At 69.4% G+C, this 18,497-nt stretch carries 17 protein-coding genes; 4 read left to right on the top strand and 13 right to left on the bottom strand.

Annotated features, from left to right (window positions below):
- Positions 1–213: 213 nt before the first annotated feature.
- The gene (locus R8Z57_RS05580) at positions 214–1,014 is read right to left on the bottom strand and encodes an endonuclease domain-containing protein (RefSeq protein ID WP_318352793.1); all 801 of its coding nucleotides are present in this window, start codon (positions 1,012–1,014) and stop codon (positions 214–216) included.
- Positions 1,015–1,379: 365 nt separating this feature from the next.
- On the opposite strand from R8Z57_RS05580, the gene R8Z57_RS05575 reads away from it, so the two are divergent.
- The 3 genes from R8Z57_RS05575 to R8Z57_RS05565 all read left to right on the top strand — a co-directional run bounded on the left by R8Z57_RS05575 (position 1,380) and on the right by R8Z57_RS05565 (position 5,358).
- Positions 1,380–3,920, top strand: a complete 2,541-nt coding sequence (locus R8Z57_RS05575) for a rhamnogalacturonan lyase (RefSeq protein ID WP_318352792.1) — start codon at positions 1,380–1,382, stop codon at positions 3,918–3,920.
- Positions 3,921–3,997: 77 nt separating this feature from the next.
- A complete protein-coding gene (locus tag R8Z57_RS05570) occupies positions 3,998–4,729 on the top strand; it encodes a glutamine amidotransferase (RefSeq protein WP_318352791.1) in 732 nt (243 codons plus the stop codon).
- An 80-nt stretch (positions 4,730–4,809) separates the two neighbouring features.
- Entirely contained in the window at positions 4,810–5,358 is a 549-nt protein-coding gene (locus tag R8Z57_RS05565) for a hypothetical protein (protein WP_318352790.1), read from the top strand.
- 23 nt (positions 5,359–5,381) lie between these two features.
- On the opposite strand, the gene R8Z57_RS05560 is transcribed toward R8Z57_RS05565, so the two are convergent.
- On the bottom strand, positions 5,382–6,161 hold the full coding sequence (locus R8Z57_RS05560; protein ID WP_318352789.1) for an NAD(P)H-hydrate epimerase: 780 nt from the start codon (positions 6,159–6,161) through the stop codon (positions 5,382–5,384).
- Complete coding sequence (locus R8Z57_RS05555; RefSeq protein WP_318352788.1) at positions 6,158–7,375, bottom strand: YihY/virulence factor BrkB family protein; 1,218 nt, start codon at positions 7,373–7,375, stop codon at positions 6,158–6,160. Before R8Z57_RS05555 ends, R8Z57_RS05560 begins: the two co-directional genes overlap by 4 nt.
- An 85-nt stretch (positions 7,376–7,460) precedes the next feature.
- Between R8Z57_RS05555 and R8Z57_RS05550 the strand changes: the two genes are divergently transcribed.
- Positions 7,461–9,134 carry a GspE/PulE family protein gene (locus R8Z57_RS05550; RefSeq protein WP_318352787.1) on the top strand — a complete coding sequence of 558 codons (1,674 nt, stop codon included), beginning with the start codon at positions 7,461–7,463 and terminating at the stop codon, positions 9,132–9,134.
- A 235-nt stretch (positions 9,135–9,369) separates the two neighbouring features.
- Here the strand turns inward: R8Z57_RS05550 and R8Z57_RS05545 are convergent, their stop codons facing one another.
- The 10 genes from R8Z57_RS05545 to R8Z57_RS05500 form a co-directional block, all read right to left on the bottom strand.
- Positions 9,370–10,608: a type II secretion system F family protein gene (locus R8Z57_RS05545; protein ID WP_318352786.1), complete on the bottom strand. Its 1,239-nt coding sequence runs from the start codon at positions 10,606–10,608 to the stop codon at positions 9,370–9,372.
- A 1-nt stretch (position 10,609) separates the two neighbouring features.
- Positions 10,610–11,905, bottom strand: a complete 1,296-nt coding sequence (locus R8Z57_RS05540) for a type IV pilus twitching motility protein PilT (protein WP_318352785.1) — start codon at positions 11,903–11,905, stop codon at positions 10,610–10,612.
- 5 nt (positions 11,906–11,910) lie between these two features.
- Positions 11,911–12,597, bottom strand: a complete 687-nt coding sequence (pilO, locus tag R8Z57_RS05535) for a type 4a pilus biogenesis protein PilO (protein ID WP_318352784.1) — start codon at positions 12,595–12,597, stop codon at positions 11,911–11,913.
- Positions 12,597–13,244 (bottom strand): hypothetical protein, encoded by a 648-nt coding sequence (locus R8Z57_RS05530; RefSeq protein ID WP_318352783.1) that lies wholly within the window; start codon positions 13,242–13,244, stop codon positions 12,597–12,599. The genes pilO and R8Z57_RS05530 overlap by 1 nt, the downstream gene beginning before the upstream one ends.
- A complete protein-coding gene (pilM, locus tag R8Z57_RS05525; protein WP_318352782.1) occupies positions 13,241–14,281 on the bottom strand; it encodes a type IV pilus biogenesis protein PilM in 1,041 nt (346 codons plus the stop codon). The genes R8Z57_RS05530 and pilM overlap by 4 nt, the downstream gene beginning before the upstream one ends.
- A gap of 28 nt (positions 14,282–14,309) precedes the next feature.
- Positions 14,310–15,194 carry a prepilin peptidase gene (locus R8Z57_RS05520; RefSeq protein WP_318352781.1) on the bottom strand — a complete coding sequence of 295 codons (885 nt, stop codon included), beginning with the start codon at positions 15,192–15,194 and terminating at the stop codon, positions 14,310–14,312.
- A 3-nt stretch (positions 15,195–15,197) separates the two neighbouring features.
- A complete protein-coding gene (locus R8Z57_RS05515) occupies positions 15,198–16,817 on the bottom strand; it encodes a hypothetical protein (protein ID WP_318352780.1) in 1,620 nt (539 codons plus the stop codon).
- Complete coding sequence (locus R8Z57_RS05510) at positions 16,808–17,347, bottom strand: hypothetical protein (protein WP_318352779.1); 540 nt, start codon at positions 17,345–17,347, stop codon at positions 16,808–16,810. The genes R8Z57_RS05515 and R8Z57_RS05510 overlap by 10 nt, the downstream gene beginning before the upstream one ends.
- Complete coding sequence (locus tag R8Z57_RS05505) at positions 17,347–17,823, bottom strand: prepilin-type N-terminal cleavage/methylation domain-containing protein (protein ID WP_318352778.1); 477 nt, start codon at positions 17,821–17,823, stop codon at positions 17,347–17,349. The genes R8Z57_RS05510 and R8Z57_RS05505 overlap by 1 nt, the downstream gene beginning before the upstream one ends.
- 90 nt (positions 17,824–17,913) lie before the next feature.
- Positions 17,914–18,333, bottom strand: a complete 420-nt coding sequence (locus tag R8Z57_RS05500) for a type II secretion system protein (protein ID WP_318352777.1) — start codon at positions 18,331–18,333, stop codon at positions 17,914–17,916.
- Between the last annotated feature and the right edge of the window lie 164 nt (positions 18,334–18,497).

Genomic DNA, 18,497 nt, shown 5'->3' with positions numbered 1-18,497 from the left:
CGGGTCGCGGCATCCGTGGCGCCCTGCGCACTGCGCCGGGTCGCGGCATCCGTCGTCCTCGCGCACGGCGCCGGGGCGCGGCATCCGTCGCCTTCGTGACGTGCACAGAATCGGAAGTTCCTCGCAACGCGCCGCCAACCGACGTCGAGAATCGGCGTGTCGGCGAGAACTTCCGATGTTGTGCACGCTGGGGCGACGGAGGGCGGGCTGGTCTCAGAGGTGCAGACCGCGGTCGACGTGACCGAGGATCGCCAGTTCGACGGTCTCCCAGTCGTGGACGACGAGCGCATAGTCGAACCGGAGGGTTACGAAACCCCAGGCTGCCGCGTTGGCGTCGCGGACCAGGTCCTTGTGCCGGTGGGACTCTCCGTCGTGGTTCGGCGCGCCGTCGACTTCGACGATCAACCGCCGCCCGATGACGAAGTCGACCCGGCCCACCGCCACGATCGACTGCTGCGTGCGCACGGAGAGCCCGTGTCGACGCAGCCGCCAGCGCAGCAGTGATTCGAGGCCGCTGTCGGCATCCGTTCGAGCGAATGCGATGGCGTCCCGGGCGGCCGGATTCGTGTGCGCACCGAGCCACGCGATGTCCGCCTTCGACAGCCGACGCTGTCGAAGCGCCGACTCCAGCGCGACGAAGAACGCTTCCAGCCCCTGACACCGGAGGATCTGGCGCAGCACGACCCGGACGGACGGCACGCCGAAGGCGCTCACCTTCGCGTGATCATCGTTCCAGTGCGGAATGCACGCGCACCCGCCGTGCGGATAGGCCCGCGCGTTCCGGCGGAGGCCGACGTGCAGTCCGCCGTCGTGCTCGGCGACCCAGAGCCCCAGGTGCTCTGCCGCCGTCACGCACGCGAGAGATCCGCCGTGCGCCGCCGCATCCGTCACCGCCGGACAGCAGCCGAGGCGTTCATAGACTCCCCGCCGCAGCGACCTGAGCCCGCCCGTCTGCAGTGCTTGCGAGATACTCGCGCGGGTGAGGCCCGACGCTCGCAGCTCGGCGAAGGTCACGACCGCCGGCGATGCTGACGTGCACATGCGGCCCAGGCTCGCGTGCGGCGGGCGTGGCAGACAGCCACGTCGCGCCATCTGTGGATCATTGCGCACCACCGGCCGACGGGGAGGAAGGGCGACTGCCGACACAGAATCGGAAGAATCCCGCGACACGCCGGGTACGGATGCCTCGGACCGGCGTGTCGCGCGAAAGCTCCGATGTTGTGACGGCGGCGCTGAACATTAAATCGTTCCAATCCCGCCGCCGAAATCGTTGACCCGGGAGGACCCGGCGGCTATCGTCGCTCAGGAAAACGTATTCCCCGCGTTTGCAACGATGCAGGTCCGCACCCGGGCCACCGATCCAGGAGAGCGATTCGACGATGAACCTCCGCAGAACCTCCCGCGCGCTCGTGGCCGGCACGGCCGCGTGCGCCCTGACCCTGGGCTTGGCGCAGACCGCCACCGCCGAGGGCGCCGTCCCCGCCGGCGCACAGCTCGAAGCCCTCGACCGGGGTCTCGTCGCCGTCTCGACCGGCGAAGGCGTCTTCCTCAGCTGGCGCCTGCTCGCCACCGAGGCAGGACCTGCCACCGATACCGGGGTGAGCGGTCCGTCGTTCGCCGTCTTCCGCGACGGCGAGCGCATCGCCACGGTCGACGACAGCACGAACTACGCCGATGCCGCCGGCACGGCGGACTCCACGTACACCGTCGCGCCCGCCTGGCATGACATCACGGGCGAGCAGTCGGCGCCTGTCTCCGCATGGAGCACGGGCTACTACGACCTGCCGCTGCAGAAGCCGGCCGACGGTGTCACCCCGCCCGGCGTCATCCACCCCAACGGCGAGAAGTACACCTACTCGGCCAACGACGCCTCGGTCGCCGACGTGGACGGCGACGGCGCGCTCGAGTTCATCGTGAAGTGGGACCCGTCGAACTCGAAGGACGTGTCGCAGGTCGGCTACACCGGCCCGGTGTACGTCGACACGTACGAGCTCGACGGCACGCTCCTCAACCGCATCGACCTCGGCGTCAACATCCGCGCCGGCGCGCACTACACGCAGTTCATGGTCTACGACTTCGACGGCGACGGGCGCTCCGAGACGATGCTCAAGACGGCGCCGGGGACCAAGTCCACGGCGTACAACGCGGACGGGTCGGTGGTGGCATCCGACTACATCACCCTCCTCGCCGAAGACGTCGAGGCGGGCGTCACCGACGAGAGCGACTACCGCATGAGCGCGGCGGACTACCGCCAGCACCTCATCGAGATGTTCGAGGGCTGGAGCGAGCACCCCGAGGTGGTGGCCGGAAACTGGCCGGCGACCCTCGAGCAGGCGTTCGGAATCCCTGTCGCCTACACGTACCCGCTCTCGACGGCCGACGCGACCACGCTCGTCGACTACTTCATCGACACCTACGCGCCGTCGCGCAGCGCGCGCAACGTGCTGCGCAACTTCGAGGGGTTCATCGTCGACGGGCCGGAGTACCTCACGGTCTTCGACTCCGCGACGGGTGAAGAGCTCGAGACGGTGCGCTACGAGCCGGGCCGCGGCGACGACGGCCTGCTGTGGGGCGACTACGCGATGGCGCGCATCGAGCCGGGCAACCGCGTCGACCGCTTCCTCGCGGGCGTGGCGTACCTCGACGGCGCGCACCCGTCGGCGATCTTCGCCCGCGGCTACTACACGCGCTCGACGATCGCGGCCTACGACTGGGACGGCGAGCACCTCAGCACGCGCTGGCTCGTCGACAGCGGCCATGTGCCGATGACGAACCCGTTCAACGACGGTCCCCACGGCCGCGACGGCACCGACCCCGAGTACGGCACGATCACCACGCAGGGCTTCCACTCGCTGAGCGCGGCCGACGTCGACGGCGACGGCAAGCACGAGATCGTCTACGGCGCGGCCACGATCGACGACGACGGCGGGCTGCTCTACAGCTCGTTCGACGTGCTGCCCGCGGGCAGCGCGGCACCGGGCGACACTGTGCGCCTCGGGCACGGCGACGCGATGCACGTGACCGACATCGACCCCGACCGCCCGGGCCTCGAGATCTGGACGTCGCACGAGGGCGGAACGTACGCCCCCTACGGCTCGGTGCTGCGCGACGCGGCCACCGGTGAAGTCATCTTCGGCGCCTATTCCGGCCGCGACACCGGCCGCAGCATGGTCGGCGATGTCCGATCGGACGTCCGCGGCCTCGAGACGTGGGCGAGCATGCCCGGCGGCACCGAGGCGTCGGGGCTGATGAGCGCGACCGGCGACATCCTCGGCTCGACCATCCCCGGCACGAACCAGTCCATCCGGTGGGCGGCCGACCTCACGACGCAGATCGTGAACGGCAGCGGCGAGCAGGACGTCACGATCGACAGCTGGACCGACGGCCGCCTCCTGACGGCGACCGGCACCCGCACGAACAACGGCACGAAGGGCAACCCGTCGCTCGTGGCCGACGTGTTCGGCGACTGGCGCGAGGAGCTGCTCGTCCGCACCGCGGACTCGAAGGCGCTGCGCATCTTCATCAGCACCGAGGTGACGACGCACAAGCTGCCGACGCTGCTGCACGACGTGCAGTACCGCGCCGAGGTGGCCCGGCAGAACACCACCTACAACCAGCCGTCGTACACGAGCTACTACTTCGCGAGCGACATGGACTTCGCGAACGTGCCCGTGCTGACCCAGGCGGCGACCCCCGGCGAGCCGCGGTTCGTCGACCCGCGCGGCTCGAAGTCCGACCACGTCGTCGTCACGCCCGACCCGGCGTTCGACTACTACGTCAACGGCGTCAAGGCCGAGAAGCCGCTCGTCAAGGTGCCCGCGGGTTCCGAGGTGCGCGTCACGGCGGTGCCGAAGGCCGGCTACGCGGTCGACGCGGGCGCGGTGTCGACCTGGACGCACCAGTTCGGCAGCGACCGCTGACATCGGGATGACGGATGCCTCGGCCCGGCGCACTGCGCCGGGCCGAGGCATCCGTCTCTCACACGTAGGCTGGGGTGGTGAAGCCGTTCGTCCTCCTCGCCACGCGCGCCGAGGACGTCCCGGCCGACGAGGAGTACGCGCTCTTCCTGCGCTACACCGGTCTCGCGCCCGACGAGCTGCGCCGTGTGCGGCTCGAGGCCGGACCGATGCCGCGCCTCGACCTCGACGAGATCTCGGGCATCTTCGTCGGCGGCGGACCGTTCAACGCGTCGGATCCGGCGGAGAAGAAGTCCCCGGTGCAGCACCGGGTCGAGTCCGAGTTCGCCGCCCTCCTCGACGAGGTGGTCGCGCGCGACTTCCCGTTCCTCGGCGCCTGCTACGGCGTCGGCACGCTCGGTGCGCACCAGGGCGCCGTCATCGACCGCACCCACTCCGAGCCCATCAGCGTCGTGCCGGTGTCGCTCACGGCGGCCGGGGCATCCGATCCCCTGCTCGCGGGCCTGCCGGCCACCTTCGAAGCCTTCGTCGGGCATAAGGAGGCGATCTCGCGGCTGCCCGCCTCGGCGACGCTGCTCGCGTCGTCGCCGACCTGCCCGGTGCAGATGTTCAAGGTCGGCGAGAACGTGTACGCGACGCAGTTCCACCCCGAGCTCGACGTCGACGGCATCACGACGCGCATCCACGCGTACGCCGGGCACGGCTACTTCGCGGCGGAAGAGCTCGAGCTCACGCTCACCGCAGTGCGGCGCGCGGCGGTGTCGCATCCGAGCCGCATGCTGCGCACCTTCGTGTCGCGCTACGCGCGCTGAAGCGCACCCCTTCGCACGGCCCCCGCGCGGTGGTACCCTCCGCTCACCGGTTGCCTCCCCCGCCCGAGAAGAGGTGCCTGATGAGCTCGAAGAAGCTGTTGATCACCGGCGCGGTGATCGCCGTCGTGGCGGCCGTCGCGATCGTGGTGCCGAGCGTCGCGGCGGGCGCGCCGATGGCCCGCCTGTTCCCGCCCGCAGCGATCGTCGCACCCGACGACGGGCCGGGGAACGACGGGCCCGGGAACAACGGACGCGGCAACGCGTGGGGGCACCATAAGGACTCCCCCGACTTCCCCGGGAACACCGGACGCGGCAACGCGTGGGGGCACCATAAGGACTTCCCCGACTTCCCCGGGAACAACGGACGCGGCAACGCGTGGGGGCCCCATAAGGACTCCCCCGACTTCCCCGGGAACAACGGACGCGGCACCGCGTGGGGGCACCATAAGGACTCCCCCGACTTCCCCGGGAACAACGGTGACAACGTCGACCGGCACCCGGGCGACGCGGGCAAGCACGACGACGGTCCCGGAAACAACGGCCGCGGCCACGCGTGGGGCCACCACAAGGACTCGCCCGACTTCCCCGGCAACGGGCGCGGGAATCCGCACGAGCCCGAGAACGACTGAACCGGCTCGGCGACGGCGGCGCGCTACGGCTCGCGCGCCTCGACGATGCGGGTGACGGATGCCTCGCCCGCCGGCTCGCTCGTCGCAAGGCCCTCGCCGAGGCCCAGGTCGACGAGCACGAGGTCGCCCGCGAGCTCCGGTCCGCGTCCGGACGTGAGGCCCGCCTTGACGGCTCCGAACGTGACGGTGACGGATGCCGGGAGCACCGCGTCGTCGGCCTCGCCGGTGTCGGGATGCAGCCCGCTGGGGATGTCGACGGCCACGATGCGCGGCATCCGTCCCTCGGCGCGGGCACGGGAGAGGAGGTCGGTGACCGCTTCACGTGCAGAGCCACGGAGGGCGGGGTCTGCGGAGGCGCCGATCCCGAGGATCCCGTCGAGCACGAGCGCGTAGTGCACGCCGACGTCGCCGGCCTCGGCGAGGTCGATGCGCCGCACGCCCGCGCCGATCGCGGAGGTGAGGGCGTCCTGGTGGAAGCGGTCGGCGACGAGCAGCGCGTCGACATCCGCGTCGGCGTCGGCGGCGAGACGGGCGGCGGCGTAGAGAGCGTCGCCGCCGTTGTCGCCGCTGCCGGCGAGCACGAGCACGCGCGGCAGCGGCGCGTCGGGCGACTGCCGCACGACCGGCTCGAGGGTGCGGTGCGGCGGTGTGACGGCCGTGGGCTCGATGCGCGCGAGCTCGTCGCGCACGACCTCGGCGAGCGCCGCGGCGGCCCGCTGCATGAGCGGCACCCCGGCGTCGAGCAGCGGGCGCTCGGCGGCCCGCACCTGCGCGGCGGTGTAGGCGGGCACGCGCTCGCTCACGACCCGGCTCCCCCGCCCTGGGGCGCGTCGGTCTTGGCGCGCTTGGCGTCGTGCGTGGCGGCGTCGCTGCGCTCCTTGTCGGCGGCGGCGCGCGCATGCTGCAGCTCCTCGGTGGCCACGCGCACGGCATCTTCCGCCTGACGCACGCGGCGGAGGACGAACGTCGGAGAGCCGAACCGCTCGCGCACGCGGTCGACCCGCTCCCGCTCAGACACGATGATCCAGGTGCCGGCGAGGAGGATGACCTGCGCCGACAGGTTGAGCCACAGCAGCAGCGCGATGAGCGAGGCGAACGTCGCGAGGAGCGGGTTGGACCCCGCACCCGAGACGAAGAGGCCCGAGAGCTGCTGCAGCACGGTGAGCCCGAGCGCACCGATCAGCGCACCGGTCCACAGCGAGCGCGGGTGCGCGCGCACGCCGCTCAGCGAGACGAACGCGAGGGCGACGACGGCCATGTCGAGCACGAAGACCACGAGGATCGAGACGCTCTGCGTGGCAAGGCTCGCCAGCCAGTCCTGGGTGATGCCGAGCCAGTCCAGGATCGAGCCGACGAACGCGGTGCCGGCGAACGTCGCGCCGGCCGAGAGAACGAAGCCGCCGCCGATCGCGATGGCCAGCAGAAGGTTGCGCAGCAGCACCCACACGAAGAAGACGTCGTCGTGCACCTTGTCGGCGAGGGTGCGCAGCGCCACCCGCAGCGAGCCGATCGCGCCGATCGCCGCGCCCACGAGACCGACGAGCGCGATGATCCCGGCGACGGTGAGGCCGGCGGGCGCCTCGATGGCCGCGACGTCGACGAGCCCGTCCTTTCCGACGAGACCCGGGATCGCGGCATCCACGGCATCGACCAGTGCGCGCCACGCCTGCGGATTGTCACGCAGCCAGATCGCGGCGAACGAGAACCCGAGCAGCACGCCCGCGAACACCGAGAACAGCGCGCGGTACGTCACGCTGTCGGAGAGCATGGGGCCGCGGCGCTCGGCGTAGTGCAGCCAGACGCGCACCGGCCGGATAGACAGGGCCCACGCCGTGACCTTGGCGATCCACCCCGCGTCGGCAGTGGCGGTCTTGGGGCTGGAGGCCTCCGAGCCGGTCGCCGAGCCGCTCGCCGTCGCGGAGCCTGCGGCGTCCGTGCCGGTCACGGCGTCCGTGGCGCCGGCGTCCGCTCCGGTCGCGGAGCGTGAACCGGTCGCGGAGTCCGTGGAGGAGGCCATGGCCTCACGATATCCAGCGCGCGCGACGTCCCCCCCAGGCTTGACGCGCGCGGCCTAGTATGTCCCTGGGGATAGGGGAATCACCATGAGGGGTCTTGCGCAGACGCTCGTGCTCACCGGAGCCGTACGAGCCGCCGACATGTCAGCCGCGATCGCCCAAGCGGGCGGCGCGGACGGTCCCGAGCTGCAGCGTCTGCTGGTGAGCTCGAAGCTCGTGACCGAGGGGCAGGTGGCCGAGGCGATCGCCCTGCACACCGGCCATCGCTACGTGGACCTCGCCAGCATGCCGCTCGATCCGAACGTGGTCGCGCTGGTGCCGGGCAACCTCTGTCGCAAGTACGGGCTGATCCCGGTGGACCTCCGGGGCGACCGCCTCACCGTGGGCGTGCTCGACCCCACCGACATCGTGGCACTCGACGACGTCGCGAGCATCACCGACCTGTTCGTCGAGCCGGTCGTGGTGGCCGAAGACGCGCTGACGCAGATGTTCGAGCGGTTCCTCCGCTCGGACGAAGAGCTCAGCGAGCTGTCGATGACGATCGAGGAGTCCACCGAGTCCAACCAGGCGGCCTTCACCGAGAGCCTCGAAGAGCAGGACGACTCGGCGCCGATCGTCCGGTTCGTGAACCTGCTGATCGCGCAGGCGATCAACGACCGTGCCAGCGACATACACGTCGAGCCCGGCGAGAAGCAGCTGACGGTCCGGTTCCGCATCGACGGCGTGCTGCACGAGATGCAGAAGGCCGACCGTGCGATCCAGGACGGCATCATCTCGCGCCTGAAGATCATGTCGGCCATCGACATCGCCGAGAAGCGCAAGCCGCAGGACGGCCGGCTGTCGGTCACGCACGAGAACCGCACGGTCGATCTGCGCGTGGCGACGCTCCCCACGGTGTGGGGCGAGAAGATCGTCATGCGCATCCTCGACAACACCGGTCAGACGATGACGATGCGCGATCTGCTCTTCTCGAGCGTCAACGAGAAGCGGTTCCGCGACGCGATCTCCAAGCCGCACGGCATGATCCTCGCGACCGGGCCCACCGGCTCCGGCAAGTCGACCAGCCTGTACACCGCGCTGCGCGCGATCGCGAACCCGAAGATCAACGTGATCACGGTCGAAGACCCGGTCGAGTACCGCATCGCCGGCATCAACCAGGTGCAGGTGAATAACCGCGCGGGGCTGACCTTCTCGACGGCCCTCCGCTCGATCCTCCGCTCCGACCCCGACGTGGTGCTCGTCGGCGAGATCCGCGACCACGAGACGGCCAACATCTCCATCGAGGCCGCTCTCACCGGTCACCTCGTGCTGTCGACGCTCCACACGAACGACGCGCCGTCGGCGCTCACGCGACTGACCGAGATCGGGTGCGAGCCGTTCCTCGTCGCCACGGCGCTGTCGGCCGTCATCGCGCAGCGCCTGGCGCGCCGCCTGTGCATGCGCTGCCGCGAGCCGCTCGTCGAGACGAGCGAGGTGCTCTCGTCGCTGGGCTTCCCGCACGACCCGGCCGACGTGCCGCAGCTGTACAAGGCGGTCGGATGCCCCGCATGCAGCAGCACCGGATACCGCGGGCGCGTCGCGCTCCATGAGGTGATGACGCTCAGCGACGAGCTCGAGTCGCTGGTCGTCACGCGGTCGACCGGAACCGAGATCCGCCAGGTCGCGCTCGAGCAGGGCATGATCTCGCTTCGCGAGGACGGCTGGTCGAAGGTCGCGCAGGGCCTGACGACGATCGAAGAGGTGCTCCGGGTCACGGTATGAGCCGGCAGCCGGACCTGCGGCAGCACACCCCGCTTCGTCTCGGTCGCTGGCGCTCCCTCGCTCAATGACCGGAACTCCGGCCCCCGGTCGTTGAGCGAGCGGAGCGAGACGAAACGCGGCCCTGCGACCGCACACCCCGTTTCGTCTCGGTCGCTGGCGCTCCCTCGCTCAACGACCGACCGGCCCCCGGTCGCTGAGCGAGCGAAGCGAGACGAAACGCCCCGAACCCCGTGCCTCACCCCTGCTGCGCGAGCTCGCCGTAGAGGGTGAAGATCGGCAGGTACAGCGAGACCACCATGCCGCCGATGACGATGCCGAGGCCCACGATGAGGATCGGCTCGATCGTCGACGACAGCTGGGCGGTGGCCGTCTCGACCTCGTCCTCGTAGAAGTCGGCGATCGAGGCGAGCATGTCGACGAGCGTGCCCGACTCCTCGCCCACCGACACCATCTGCGGCACCATCGCGGGGAACACGTCGGCCTTCGCGAGGGGTGCGGCGAACGACCGGCCCTGGCGGATCGACTCCTGCACGTCGCGGACGGCCTGCTCGATCTTCCAGTTGTTCGACGCCTGCCCGACGATCGCGAGCGCCTGAATGATCGGCACGCCGGCGTTCAGCATCATCGAGAGGTTGCGCGCGAACCGGGCGACGGCGATCTTCGTGGTCAGCTTGCCGAACACCGGCATCTTGAGCTTGATCGGGTCGACGACGCGGCGGTACTGCTCGGTGTGGCGGTTGGCGCGCCACCAGACCACCGCGACGATCACGACCAGCACGATGGCCGGGATGATCCACCACATGTTGTTCGAGATCGTCACCAGGATCTGCGTCGGCAGCGGCAGCGCCGAGCCGAGTCCCTTGAACATGCCCTCGAAGATCGGCACGACGAACGTCACCATGACGAGCACGCCGATGATCGCGATGATGAGCACGATCGCGGGGTACGTGACGGCGGCGCGGATCTTGTTGTGCAGCTCCGCCTCGCGCTGATAGTTGTCGGCGATCGACCCGAGCGCGCTCCCGAGGAAGCCGCCCGCCTCGCCGACCTTGATGATCGACAGCATGAGCGGCGGGAAGGTCTGCGGATGCCGCGCCAGCGCCGCCGAGAACGACGACCCCGACTCGACGTCGGCCTGCACCTGCACGAGCGCCGGCTGCAGCCGCTTGTCGTCGGTCTGCTCGATGAGGATCGACAGCGTCCGCATGAGCGGCAGGCCGGCGTTGATGAGGCCCGCCATCTGCCGGGAGAACACCGCGAGGGTGCGCGCCGAGACGGTCTTCGTCGCCCCGGGCAGCTTGATCTCGCGGTTGAGCCCGGTGTTGGACTTGAGGGTGACCTCGAGGGGTGTGAGCCCCTGCGCCTTGAGCTTCGTGGTCACCGCCGACTCGCTGGCCGCCTCGATGTTGCCCTTGACGACCGACCCGCCGCGCGGGTCGACCGCGCGGTAGACGAACTCCTGCACGACGGCCATGTCAGCCCTCCCCGTTCGCGGTGGTCCACGCTTCGAGCTCGTCGACCCCGCCCCACTCGACGTCGCGGGCGGTCGGGTCGACGCGGCCGCCAACCGTGGGCGTGCCGAAGCGCGATCCCATGCCGATGCCCGTTCCGGCCGCGGCGTTCGCGGGGACGGATGCCGCGGCATCCGCCTGCCGCCATTCGCCCGCGTGGTGCGCCCATTCCTCGGCGTCGAGGTCGCGCGGTTTGACGTACACGCCGTCGAGGCTGCGCGGGTCGACGGCGAAGTCCATCGCCACGTTGCGTGCGATGGTGCCGTCGGCGACGAGGCGACGGAGGTCCTGGTCGAGCGTGTGCATGCCGACCTCGGATCCCGCCTGCATGGCGGAGTAGATCTGCGCGACCTGGCCCTCGCGGATCATGTTCGCGACGGCCGGCGTGTTGATGAGCACCTCGGTGGCGATCGTGCGGCCGTTCACCTGCGCGAGCGGCAGCAGCGTCTGGCTGATGATGCCCTGCAGGGTGTCGCCCAGCTGCGTGCGGATCTGGTGCTGCTGGTCGGCGGGGAACACGTCGATGATGCGGTTGATGCTCTTCGCCGCGCCCTGCGTGTGCAGGGTCGAGAGCACCAGGTGTCCGGTCTCGGCCGCCGACAGGGCGGTCTGGATCGACTCCGGGTCGCGCAGCTCGCCGATGAGGATCACGTCGGGGTCCTGCCGCAGCACGCGGCGGAGGGCCTCGGCGAACGAGTTCGTGTCGCGGCCCACCTCGCGCTGGTGGATCAGCGCGCGCTTGGACTGGTGGTGGAATTCGATCGGGTCCTCGATGGTGATGATGTGCGCCGGCACGAGCTGGTTGACGATGTCGACCATCGCGGTCAGCGTCGTCGACTTGCCCGACCCCGTGGGTCCCGTGAGCAGCACGAGACCGCGCGGGCGCAGCGCGAGGTCGCGTGCGATCCCCGGGGCGCCGAGCTCTTCGAGCGAGTAGACGCGGTCGGGGATGTAGCGCAGCGCGATCGCGATCGAGCCGAGCTGGCGGTAGACGTTCGTACGGAACCGCCCGATGCCGGCCGTCGCGTGGGCGAGGTCGACCTCGCCGTGCTCGAGGAACTCGCGCCGCTGACCCTCGCTCATGAGGTCGAAGGCGGTGCGCTCCACCCACTCGGTCGAGAGGGGTGCCGGGTAGCCGGGCACCGGCACGAGGTCGCCGTCGATGCGCAGCAGGGGCGGCGAGTCGGCCGTGATGTGCACGTCCGATGCGCGGTGGCGCGCGCCGTGCGCGAGGAGCTTCTCGAAGTCGAGATCTTCCATGGGTCTCACCCCTCTTCGTCGACGTAGGTCAGCGCTGTGATCTGGATGTCGACGGTGCCTTCGCCCGACTGCGTCGCGGTCGCGGTCACGTTGTTGAGCAGACGCGGTCCGGCGCGCAGCGCGTCGAGGAACGCCGTCGCCTGCGCCATGTCGGCGGCGGTGGCGCTGATCACGAAGTCCACCTGCTGCCGGCCGGGCGCCGCGGTGACGACGCCTGCGCCGGTGGCGGCATCCGGAACCGTCGCGGTGTCGCCGGTGGCGGCATCCGTCCCCTCCGTCGTCGGGGCCGGTGTGGGCTCGGGAGCCGGCGCGACCGCGGCCGACTCGTCGTCGACGACGCCGGTGCGGACGACGTAGGCGACCTTCTCGCCCGCCGTCACCGAGGTGATGGAGACTCCGGATGCCTCGGCCGCCTGCCCGACGACTTCGAAGACGTCGTCGAGCTGAGCCGTGGCCGGGATCTGCGACCGCAGCTCGGCGACGTCGGCGTTGATCTGGTCGAGGTTCTCCTCTTCGGCGCGGAGGTTGTCGACCTGCGACTGGTAGATCGCATTGGTGCTGGCGACCGTCGCGGTCTGCCCGTCGACGGTGACGGCCTGGAAGTACACCGGCAGCGCGACGAGGAAGACGCCGAGCGCGATGACGCCGAGCGAGATGATGAGGCCGAGGGCGGTGACCAGGTGCTTAGACATCACTCGCCCCCTTCTTCCGCCGCGTACTGGTTCGAGTACGCGGTCTGGTCGAACTCGACGTCGAGCTGGTAGGCGTAGCGGCCCTCCGACACCTGGCTCGAGGTCACCGACTGGCCGTCGGCGTAGAGGACGCCTTCGACGCCCCGGAGCGAGCGGATGATCGAGACGATGTCGAGCGGCGTGGCACTGTCGATCGACACCGTGCCGACCACGCCCTGCTCGAGCGTCGGGTCTTCGCCCTGCGGAGCCCCGCCGACCGTGAGGTCGAAGCCGGTGAGGGTGGCGTCGGCGGGGAGCACGTTGATGACCTTGGCCACGACCGGCGTCCAGGCGAGGTCGTTGACCATGGCGTCGGCGCGGAACTCGGTGAGCTCGGTCTCGGTCGCGAGCGCCTCGCTCACCTCGGACAGCGAGGCGATCTCTGCGAGGAGCGCATTCGTCCGGGCCTGCTCGGCGACCAGTCGCTGGTCGGCGAACAGTTTGAAGGCGAAGGCGCCGGCGATGATGAGGAGGGCGACGACGATCGCGCCGAGCACGAGCCACACCCACAGGCGCACGAGCTTGTCGCGCTCGCGGCGCTCGACCTCGACGCGCGGCATGAGATTGACGCGTGGCGCTCCCGAGAACGGGACGGCGATGGCGGTCATCGGCCGACCTCCCCGAGTGCGATGCCGACCGTACCGACGAGGTTGAAGGCGACTTCGCCGGCGGGCGGGGGTGCCGACATCGAGACGATGTCGCCGACCGACACGACCGTGACGGGGATGTCGATCGCGGTGCCGATCGTCGGGACGACGCCCTCGACCGCCGCGCCGGCGCCCGTGATGTATACGCGCGAGATCGGCAGGGCGTTCGGCCGGCTGCCGAAGAAGGCGAGCGTGCTGCGCAGGCGGGCGGCGAGGTCGGAGGCGCCGGGCGGGGTCGCGGCGCGGATCGCACCGCGGGTGCGTCCGGCAGCGGCCAGTCCGGTCCCGTTGCCGTTGCCCGCGGCGACCCCTGCCGCCGCAAGGGCGAGCTCGGGCTCGGCCAGCTCGGCGTTGTGCCGGCGGGTGGCCGCCGTGGCGACGTCGATCGGCAGCAGCCGCACGAACAGCGGCACGCCGCCGCGCGAGATCACGACCTGGGTGGTGTGGTCGCCGATGCTGACGGTCGCGATCGTGTCGTCGGGTGCGGCGAGCGGCGCGGTGGCGCGGGCGAGGCCGAAGGCGGCGAGGTCGACGGCACGGGCGCGCACCTTGACCTTGGAGAGCGTCGTGATGATCTGCTCGATGTTCTCCGACACCGCGGCGACGAGCAGGCCTGAGACCTGGTCGCCGTCCTGCGACAGCGGGAAGAAGTCGAGCACGGCCTGGCTCGCGGGCACCGGGAGCAGGTCCTGCACCTGGTAGGGCAGGGCTTCGCGAAGGAGGTCGGGCCGCATGGCCTGGGTCGTGTATTCGCGGACGAGGATGCGGCGGCTGGCGACGCCGAGCACGGCATCCCGGCTCTTGAACTTGGCGCCGGTCCAGAGCTGCCGGAGGGCGACGGCGACGGCGCCCGGGTCGAGCACCTCCGAGTCGCGCGCGGCCTCCGGCGGCAACGGCACTTCGCCGTATGCGACGAGCTGTGGCCGGCGACCGACGGAGAGCTCTGCGGCACGCACGCTCTCTTCGGTCACCTCCAGCCCGATGATCGTCTTCCCCATGATTTCCCCTTCCCCAAGAGCGTCGGCGTCAGGCGCCGACGAAGAGATCCACGTACCACCGGCCGACGGCTTCGCCGGCGAACACTCCCGTCCAGGCGCCGAGGATCATCCACGGGCCGAACGGGATGGCGGTCTTGCGTCCCGCGCGCCGGGCGAGCATCAGCACGAGGCCGAACACTCCCCCGAACACGAATGCCGCGAACGCCCCCACAGCGAGCGCGCCCCAGCCGAGCCAGCCGAGGTAGATGCCGATGACGCCGGCGAGTTTGACGTCGCCCCCGCCCATCCCGCCGCGCCGGATCGAGCGCAGCAGGAAGTAGAAGATGTAGAGCACGGCCATTCCGATGCCGGCGCGGAGCAGGGTCTCCCACTCCCCCGCGAGCCACGCGGCGACCGTGAACAGGACGCCTGCCACCAGGTAGCTCGGCAGCACGATGCTGTTGGGCAGCCGGTGCGTGTCGAGATCGATGAGCGTGAGCACGATAGAGATGGCAGCGAAGTAGAGGAACGCGACGATCACGATGACCTGTGCCCAGACTGCGGCCGGCTCGACGATGCCGTCCCACGCCGGCGACGCGAGGTACGTCGTCAGTGACGTGCCGAGGAGGCCGTCGTACACCGTCAGGCCCCACCACGTCACGAGCGCGAACGCGGCGCCGGTGATGGCCTCGACGATCGGGTACCGCGGCGAGATGGGTGCCTTGCAGTTCGCGCACTTGCCACCCAGCGCGATCCAGCCGACCACCGGCACGTTGTGCCAGGGCTTGATCGCCGTGTCGCAGTGCGGGCAGCGGCTCCCACGCAGCAGCGAGACCTTCGCCGGCACACGGTAGGCGACGACGTTGAGGAACGACCCGATGAGGAGGCCGAGGACACCCGCAACGACGACGAGGAAGGTGGTGAATCCGGTCATCGGCTAGCGCTCGGTCTGGTAGACGAGTTGACCGAGCCGCTGCACCAGGGATCCCTGAGCGATGCCGCCCGATCCCTTGATCTTGCAGCCGAGCTGGTCGAACGACGGGGTCCACGACATGTCCTTGCAGGTGTAGGCCGTCTGGATCGGACCGGAGGAGTGCAGGTTCGTGCTGTCGTTGGTGTACAGCTGACCGCTGAACGAAGAGGTGACGGTGCCCGTGAGTCCACACGGCGAGTACACCATGATCCGCACGTCACCCGTCTGCGTTCCGCTGACGTCGAATCCGTCCTTGGAGTTCGCGTTGCCGCAGTGCGGAACCGGCTCCGCCGGCGCAGCATCCGTCGGATCGACGTCGACATAGGCGGTCGACGCGTCGGAGTGGACGAAGAGCAACTGCTTGGTTCCGCCCATCGCTTCCAGGTCCCCCTTCAGGGAGACGTTCATGATCGCGCTCGGCTTCACGATGATGACGGCGTCGCGCTGCAGATCGACGTTGTCGAGCTCGATCTTGAAGGACTCCTGTCCGTTCCCGTTCTTCGACGAGCAGGCGGTGAGATCGAGGACCAGCTTGCTGCCCGCCGTCTGCAGAAGATTGGTGATCGTCGTGGGCGGGTTGTTCTTGAAGAGGTCGCAGGCTCCGGAGTACGCCGTTCCCCAATTGGAGGCATTGCTGAGATCGATCCACTTGGTCGCCGCGCGCAGCCAGTCGAGCGTGGGCTCGAAGGTGGGCGCGTATCCGGGAACCAGCTCGCTCTGCGTCCCGGTGACCGTCCAGTTCCCCCCGGTGTCGATATCACCGCGGCTGGTGATGTTGCCACCGACGGTCGCGGCGTTGTTCCCCTGGTCGGTGAGGTCGACATCCCCGCGAGCGTTGATGTCCTTCCCGACCGAGGTGGCGCCGTTCGCGGTGAGGGCGACGTAGCCGTTGGTCGTGATCGACCCCGTGACGGTGACGTTCTTGCTGCCGTTCTTGACGTAGCCGTCCGACCAGATGTCTCCCTGCAGCGTGCAGTCGTTGCTGAACTCCACATTGCCACGCAGCACATAGAGGTCGCCGGTCAGCGTCGCGCCGGTGTTGCAGCGGTAGTCGCCGGTGCGGAGCACGAGGTCGCCGGTGTAGTGAGAGACACCGGCGGTGAACCCTCCCGAGAAGTACGTGACAACGCCGCCGGGCTGCTGCGAGTAGGTCACCTGCCAGGGGTAGACCGAGTCGATCGTGGCGGTAGAGCCATCCGGGCCGGTGCCCATCGACTTGACGACGACGAAGTCCGTCGCCGCGGTCGGGCAGCCCTCCGGCAGGCCGTTGGAAGTCTCGGGCTTGAGCCCGTCGACGTCGGAGATGTAGACCCGTGTGTCATACGTCGGCTCCGTGCCGACGAAGTGCGTCCCCGAGGTCGTGCACGACGGAATGGCGGCAACAGCGACGTCTCTTCCGGACTCCGCTGCGATGAACGCCTGCGTCTGGTCCTCATTGGTCGCATTCGCGCGAACGGAGAACAGCACCGAGGCGGCGATGATGCTGGCGATCACGAAGCCGACGAGCATGACGACGACGATCGTGACGAGCACCGCGCCGTCGTCATCGCGCGGGCGGCGGATCACTCGGTTGATCACCAACATGGCGAAATCTCCCCTGTCGCTGTCGATCGCATCGTCGCCTCGCCGGAGAAGGGTGCGGGGGCGGATTCGGTCTGGATGTCGAATGCGTACCTGACGGTGTCGCCGGACTTGACGAAGAACGGTTCGCCGTCGTGGTCAACGATCCCGGTCTGCCACTCGGCCCAGTTGCCCACTGCGGGGAGCATCCCATTCGACGTCGCGATGGTCGCCGTGCCGGTCGTCAGCTGGAAGCCTTGGCACGTCTGCGTGCCGCCGAGCGTCGTCCACACGCGAAGTTCCGTGCCGTTCGCATCGGTCGGGAGGACTTGAATGTCCTTTGCATTGCGGAGGGCTCGCTCCATTGCGGAACCCATCACCTGGCCGCGGGTAGTGGCCTGCGTGGTCGAAGTCACGTCTTCCTGCGTGAGCCAGGAATTGACCAGGATCGACGCAGCGGCGATCACGACGATCGCGGCGACGAGCATCGCCACCAGGAGCTCGATGAGTCCGAGGCCCGCCTCATCGCCGGGATCACTGCTGTGCACGGCCATCAGTTGCCCATCAGGATCTTGGCCGTCACGGAGACGACCGGCTTCCCGGACGAGTCCACGACCGTCAGCTGCATCGGCACGACCGCTCCGGGCACGCAGTCATAGACAGCCCGACCGCCGCCCGATACCAGCCCGCCCTGGACGGTGACGTCGTAGTCCTCGCCCTTGCCGTCATCGAACGCGACGCCGTTGTTGGCGGGGTTGGTGCCCGTGAACGCGTTCTCGTGGGGCACGGCCGGTATGGTGCCGACGCCGGCGACGGCGATCGTGCGGGTGCACTGGGCGTTCTCTCGCATCTCTTCGATCAAGGCGTTGAGGTGACGCGTCGCCGTGGCGACGGCTGACTGCTGAGACGAGATCTGGATGCCCTGCCAGAGGGCGGGCAGGATCGCCACGGCGATGATCCCCAGCAGGAACATCGCGATGACCACTTCGACAAGGCTGAACCCCGCAGCGTCAGCGCTACGACCCCTCATCCGCCCACCTCCCCAAGTGGCAGAATCCCCGAGCTAATGATGCCACTAGAGCCGAGGCCACGTGCACCTCGGCTCTAGTGAAGGCAGCTCTTAGCAACCGGGCCCGGAGTACGCAGTCTTGCCCGAGTAGCCCGTTGCGTACGCGCAGACATCGTCGATCTTGGTCGGATCGGCGGTCAGCGCGGTAGTCGACGTACCGCTGGAGACGTAGATCACCGAGATCTGTGAACCTGTCGCTGCATACGGAGCCTTGGCGGTCGTGGGCGTCGACGTGGTGTCATTGTCGGCGATCGCCGCCGACGCTGCAGTGGCGACCTCTGCCGCTGCAGCCTTCACGGCGTTCGTCTGGGCGCTGTCCTGGATGCTGCTGAAGATCGGGATGGCGATCGCGACCAGGATCCCGAGGATCACGACGACGATGATGAGCTCGATGAGCGAGAAGCCCTCTTCGCCCTCTTCTTCGCGGCGGCGGTTGGCCGCGTCGATGTAGTTCTTGATGGTTGCACGCATGGCGCTTTGTCTCCCCAGTTGAGTTGCAAGGTCAACTCCGACAGACCGGCGCCACAAACGCCGGTCTCTGCTTCCCCAATAACAAAAAGTCCCAGATCCTGTCGGAGCTGGGTGAGACTCACGGCATGCGTGGATCCCCTCCCACGTAAGAAGGTGCCACCGCG

The sequence above is a fragment of the Microbacterium sp. M3 genome (assembly GCF_033548675.1).
In the GTDB taxonomy this organism is placed as follows: domain Bacteria; phylum Actinomycetota; class Actinomycetes; order Actinomycetales; family Microbacteriaceae; genus Microbacterium; species Microbacterium arthrosphaerae.
This window is presented reverse-complemented; position numbering and strand designations above follow the sequence as displayed.

Coding starts and splice junctions, on each gene's coding strand:
- R8Z57_RS05555 (WP_318352788.1), bottom strand. CDS start 7,375: ATGGCCTCCTCCACGGACTCCGCGACCGGTTCACGCTCCGCGACCGGA.
- R8Z57_RS05505 (WP_318352778.1), bottom strand. CDS start 17,823: ATGAGGGGTCGTAGCGCTGACGCTGCGGGGTTCAGCCTTGTCGAAGTG.
- pilM (WP_318352782.1), bottom strand. CDS start 14,281: ATGGGGAAGACGATCATCGGGCTGGAGGTGACCGAAGAGAGCGTGCGT.
- R8Z57_RS05575 (WP_318352792.1), top strand. CDS start 1,380: ATGAACCTCCGCAGAACCTCCCGCGCGCTCGTGGCCGGCACGGCCGCG.
- R8Z57_RS05545 (WP_318352786.1), bottom strand. CDS start 10,608: ATGGCCGTCGTGCAGGAGTTCGTCTACCGCGCGGTCGACCCGCGCGGC.
- R8Z57_RS05500 (WP_318352777.1), bottom strand. CDS start 18,333: ATGCGTGCAACCATCAAGAACTACATCGACGCGGCCAACCGCCGCCGC.
- R8Z57_RS05515 (WP_318352780.1), bottom strand. CDS start 16,817: ATGTTGGTGATCAACCGAGTGATCCGCCGCCCGCGCGATGACGACGGC.
- R8Z57_RS05550 (WP_318352787.1), top strand. CDS start 7,461: ATGAGGGGTCTTGCGCAGACGCTCGTGCTCACCGGAGCCGTACGAGCC.
- R8Z57_RS05510 (WP_318352779.1), bottom strand. CDS start 17,347: ATGGCCGTGCACAGCAGTGATCCCGGCGATGAGGCGGGCCTCGGACTC.
- R8Z57_RS05540 (WP_318352785.1), bottom strand. CDS start 11,905: ATGGAAGATCTCGACTTCGAGAAGCTCCTCGCGCACGGCGCGCGCCAC.
- R8Z57_RS05520 (WP_318352781.1), bottom strand. CDS start 15,194: ATGACCGGATTCACCACCTTCCTCGTCGTCGTTGCGGGTGTCCTCGGC.
- pilO (WP_318352784.1), bottom strand. CDS start 12,597: ATGTCTAAGCACCTGGTCACCGCCCTCGGCCTCATCATCTCGCTCGGC.
- R8Z57_RS05565 (WP_318352790.1), top strand. CDS start 4,810: ATGAGCTCGAAGAAGCTGTTGATCACCGGCGCGGTGATCGCCGTCGTG.
- R8Z57_RS05530 (WP_318352783.1), bottom strand. CDS start 13,244: ATGACCGCCATCGCCGTCCCGTTCTCGGGAGCGCCACGCGTCAATCTC.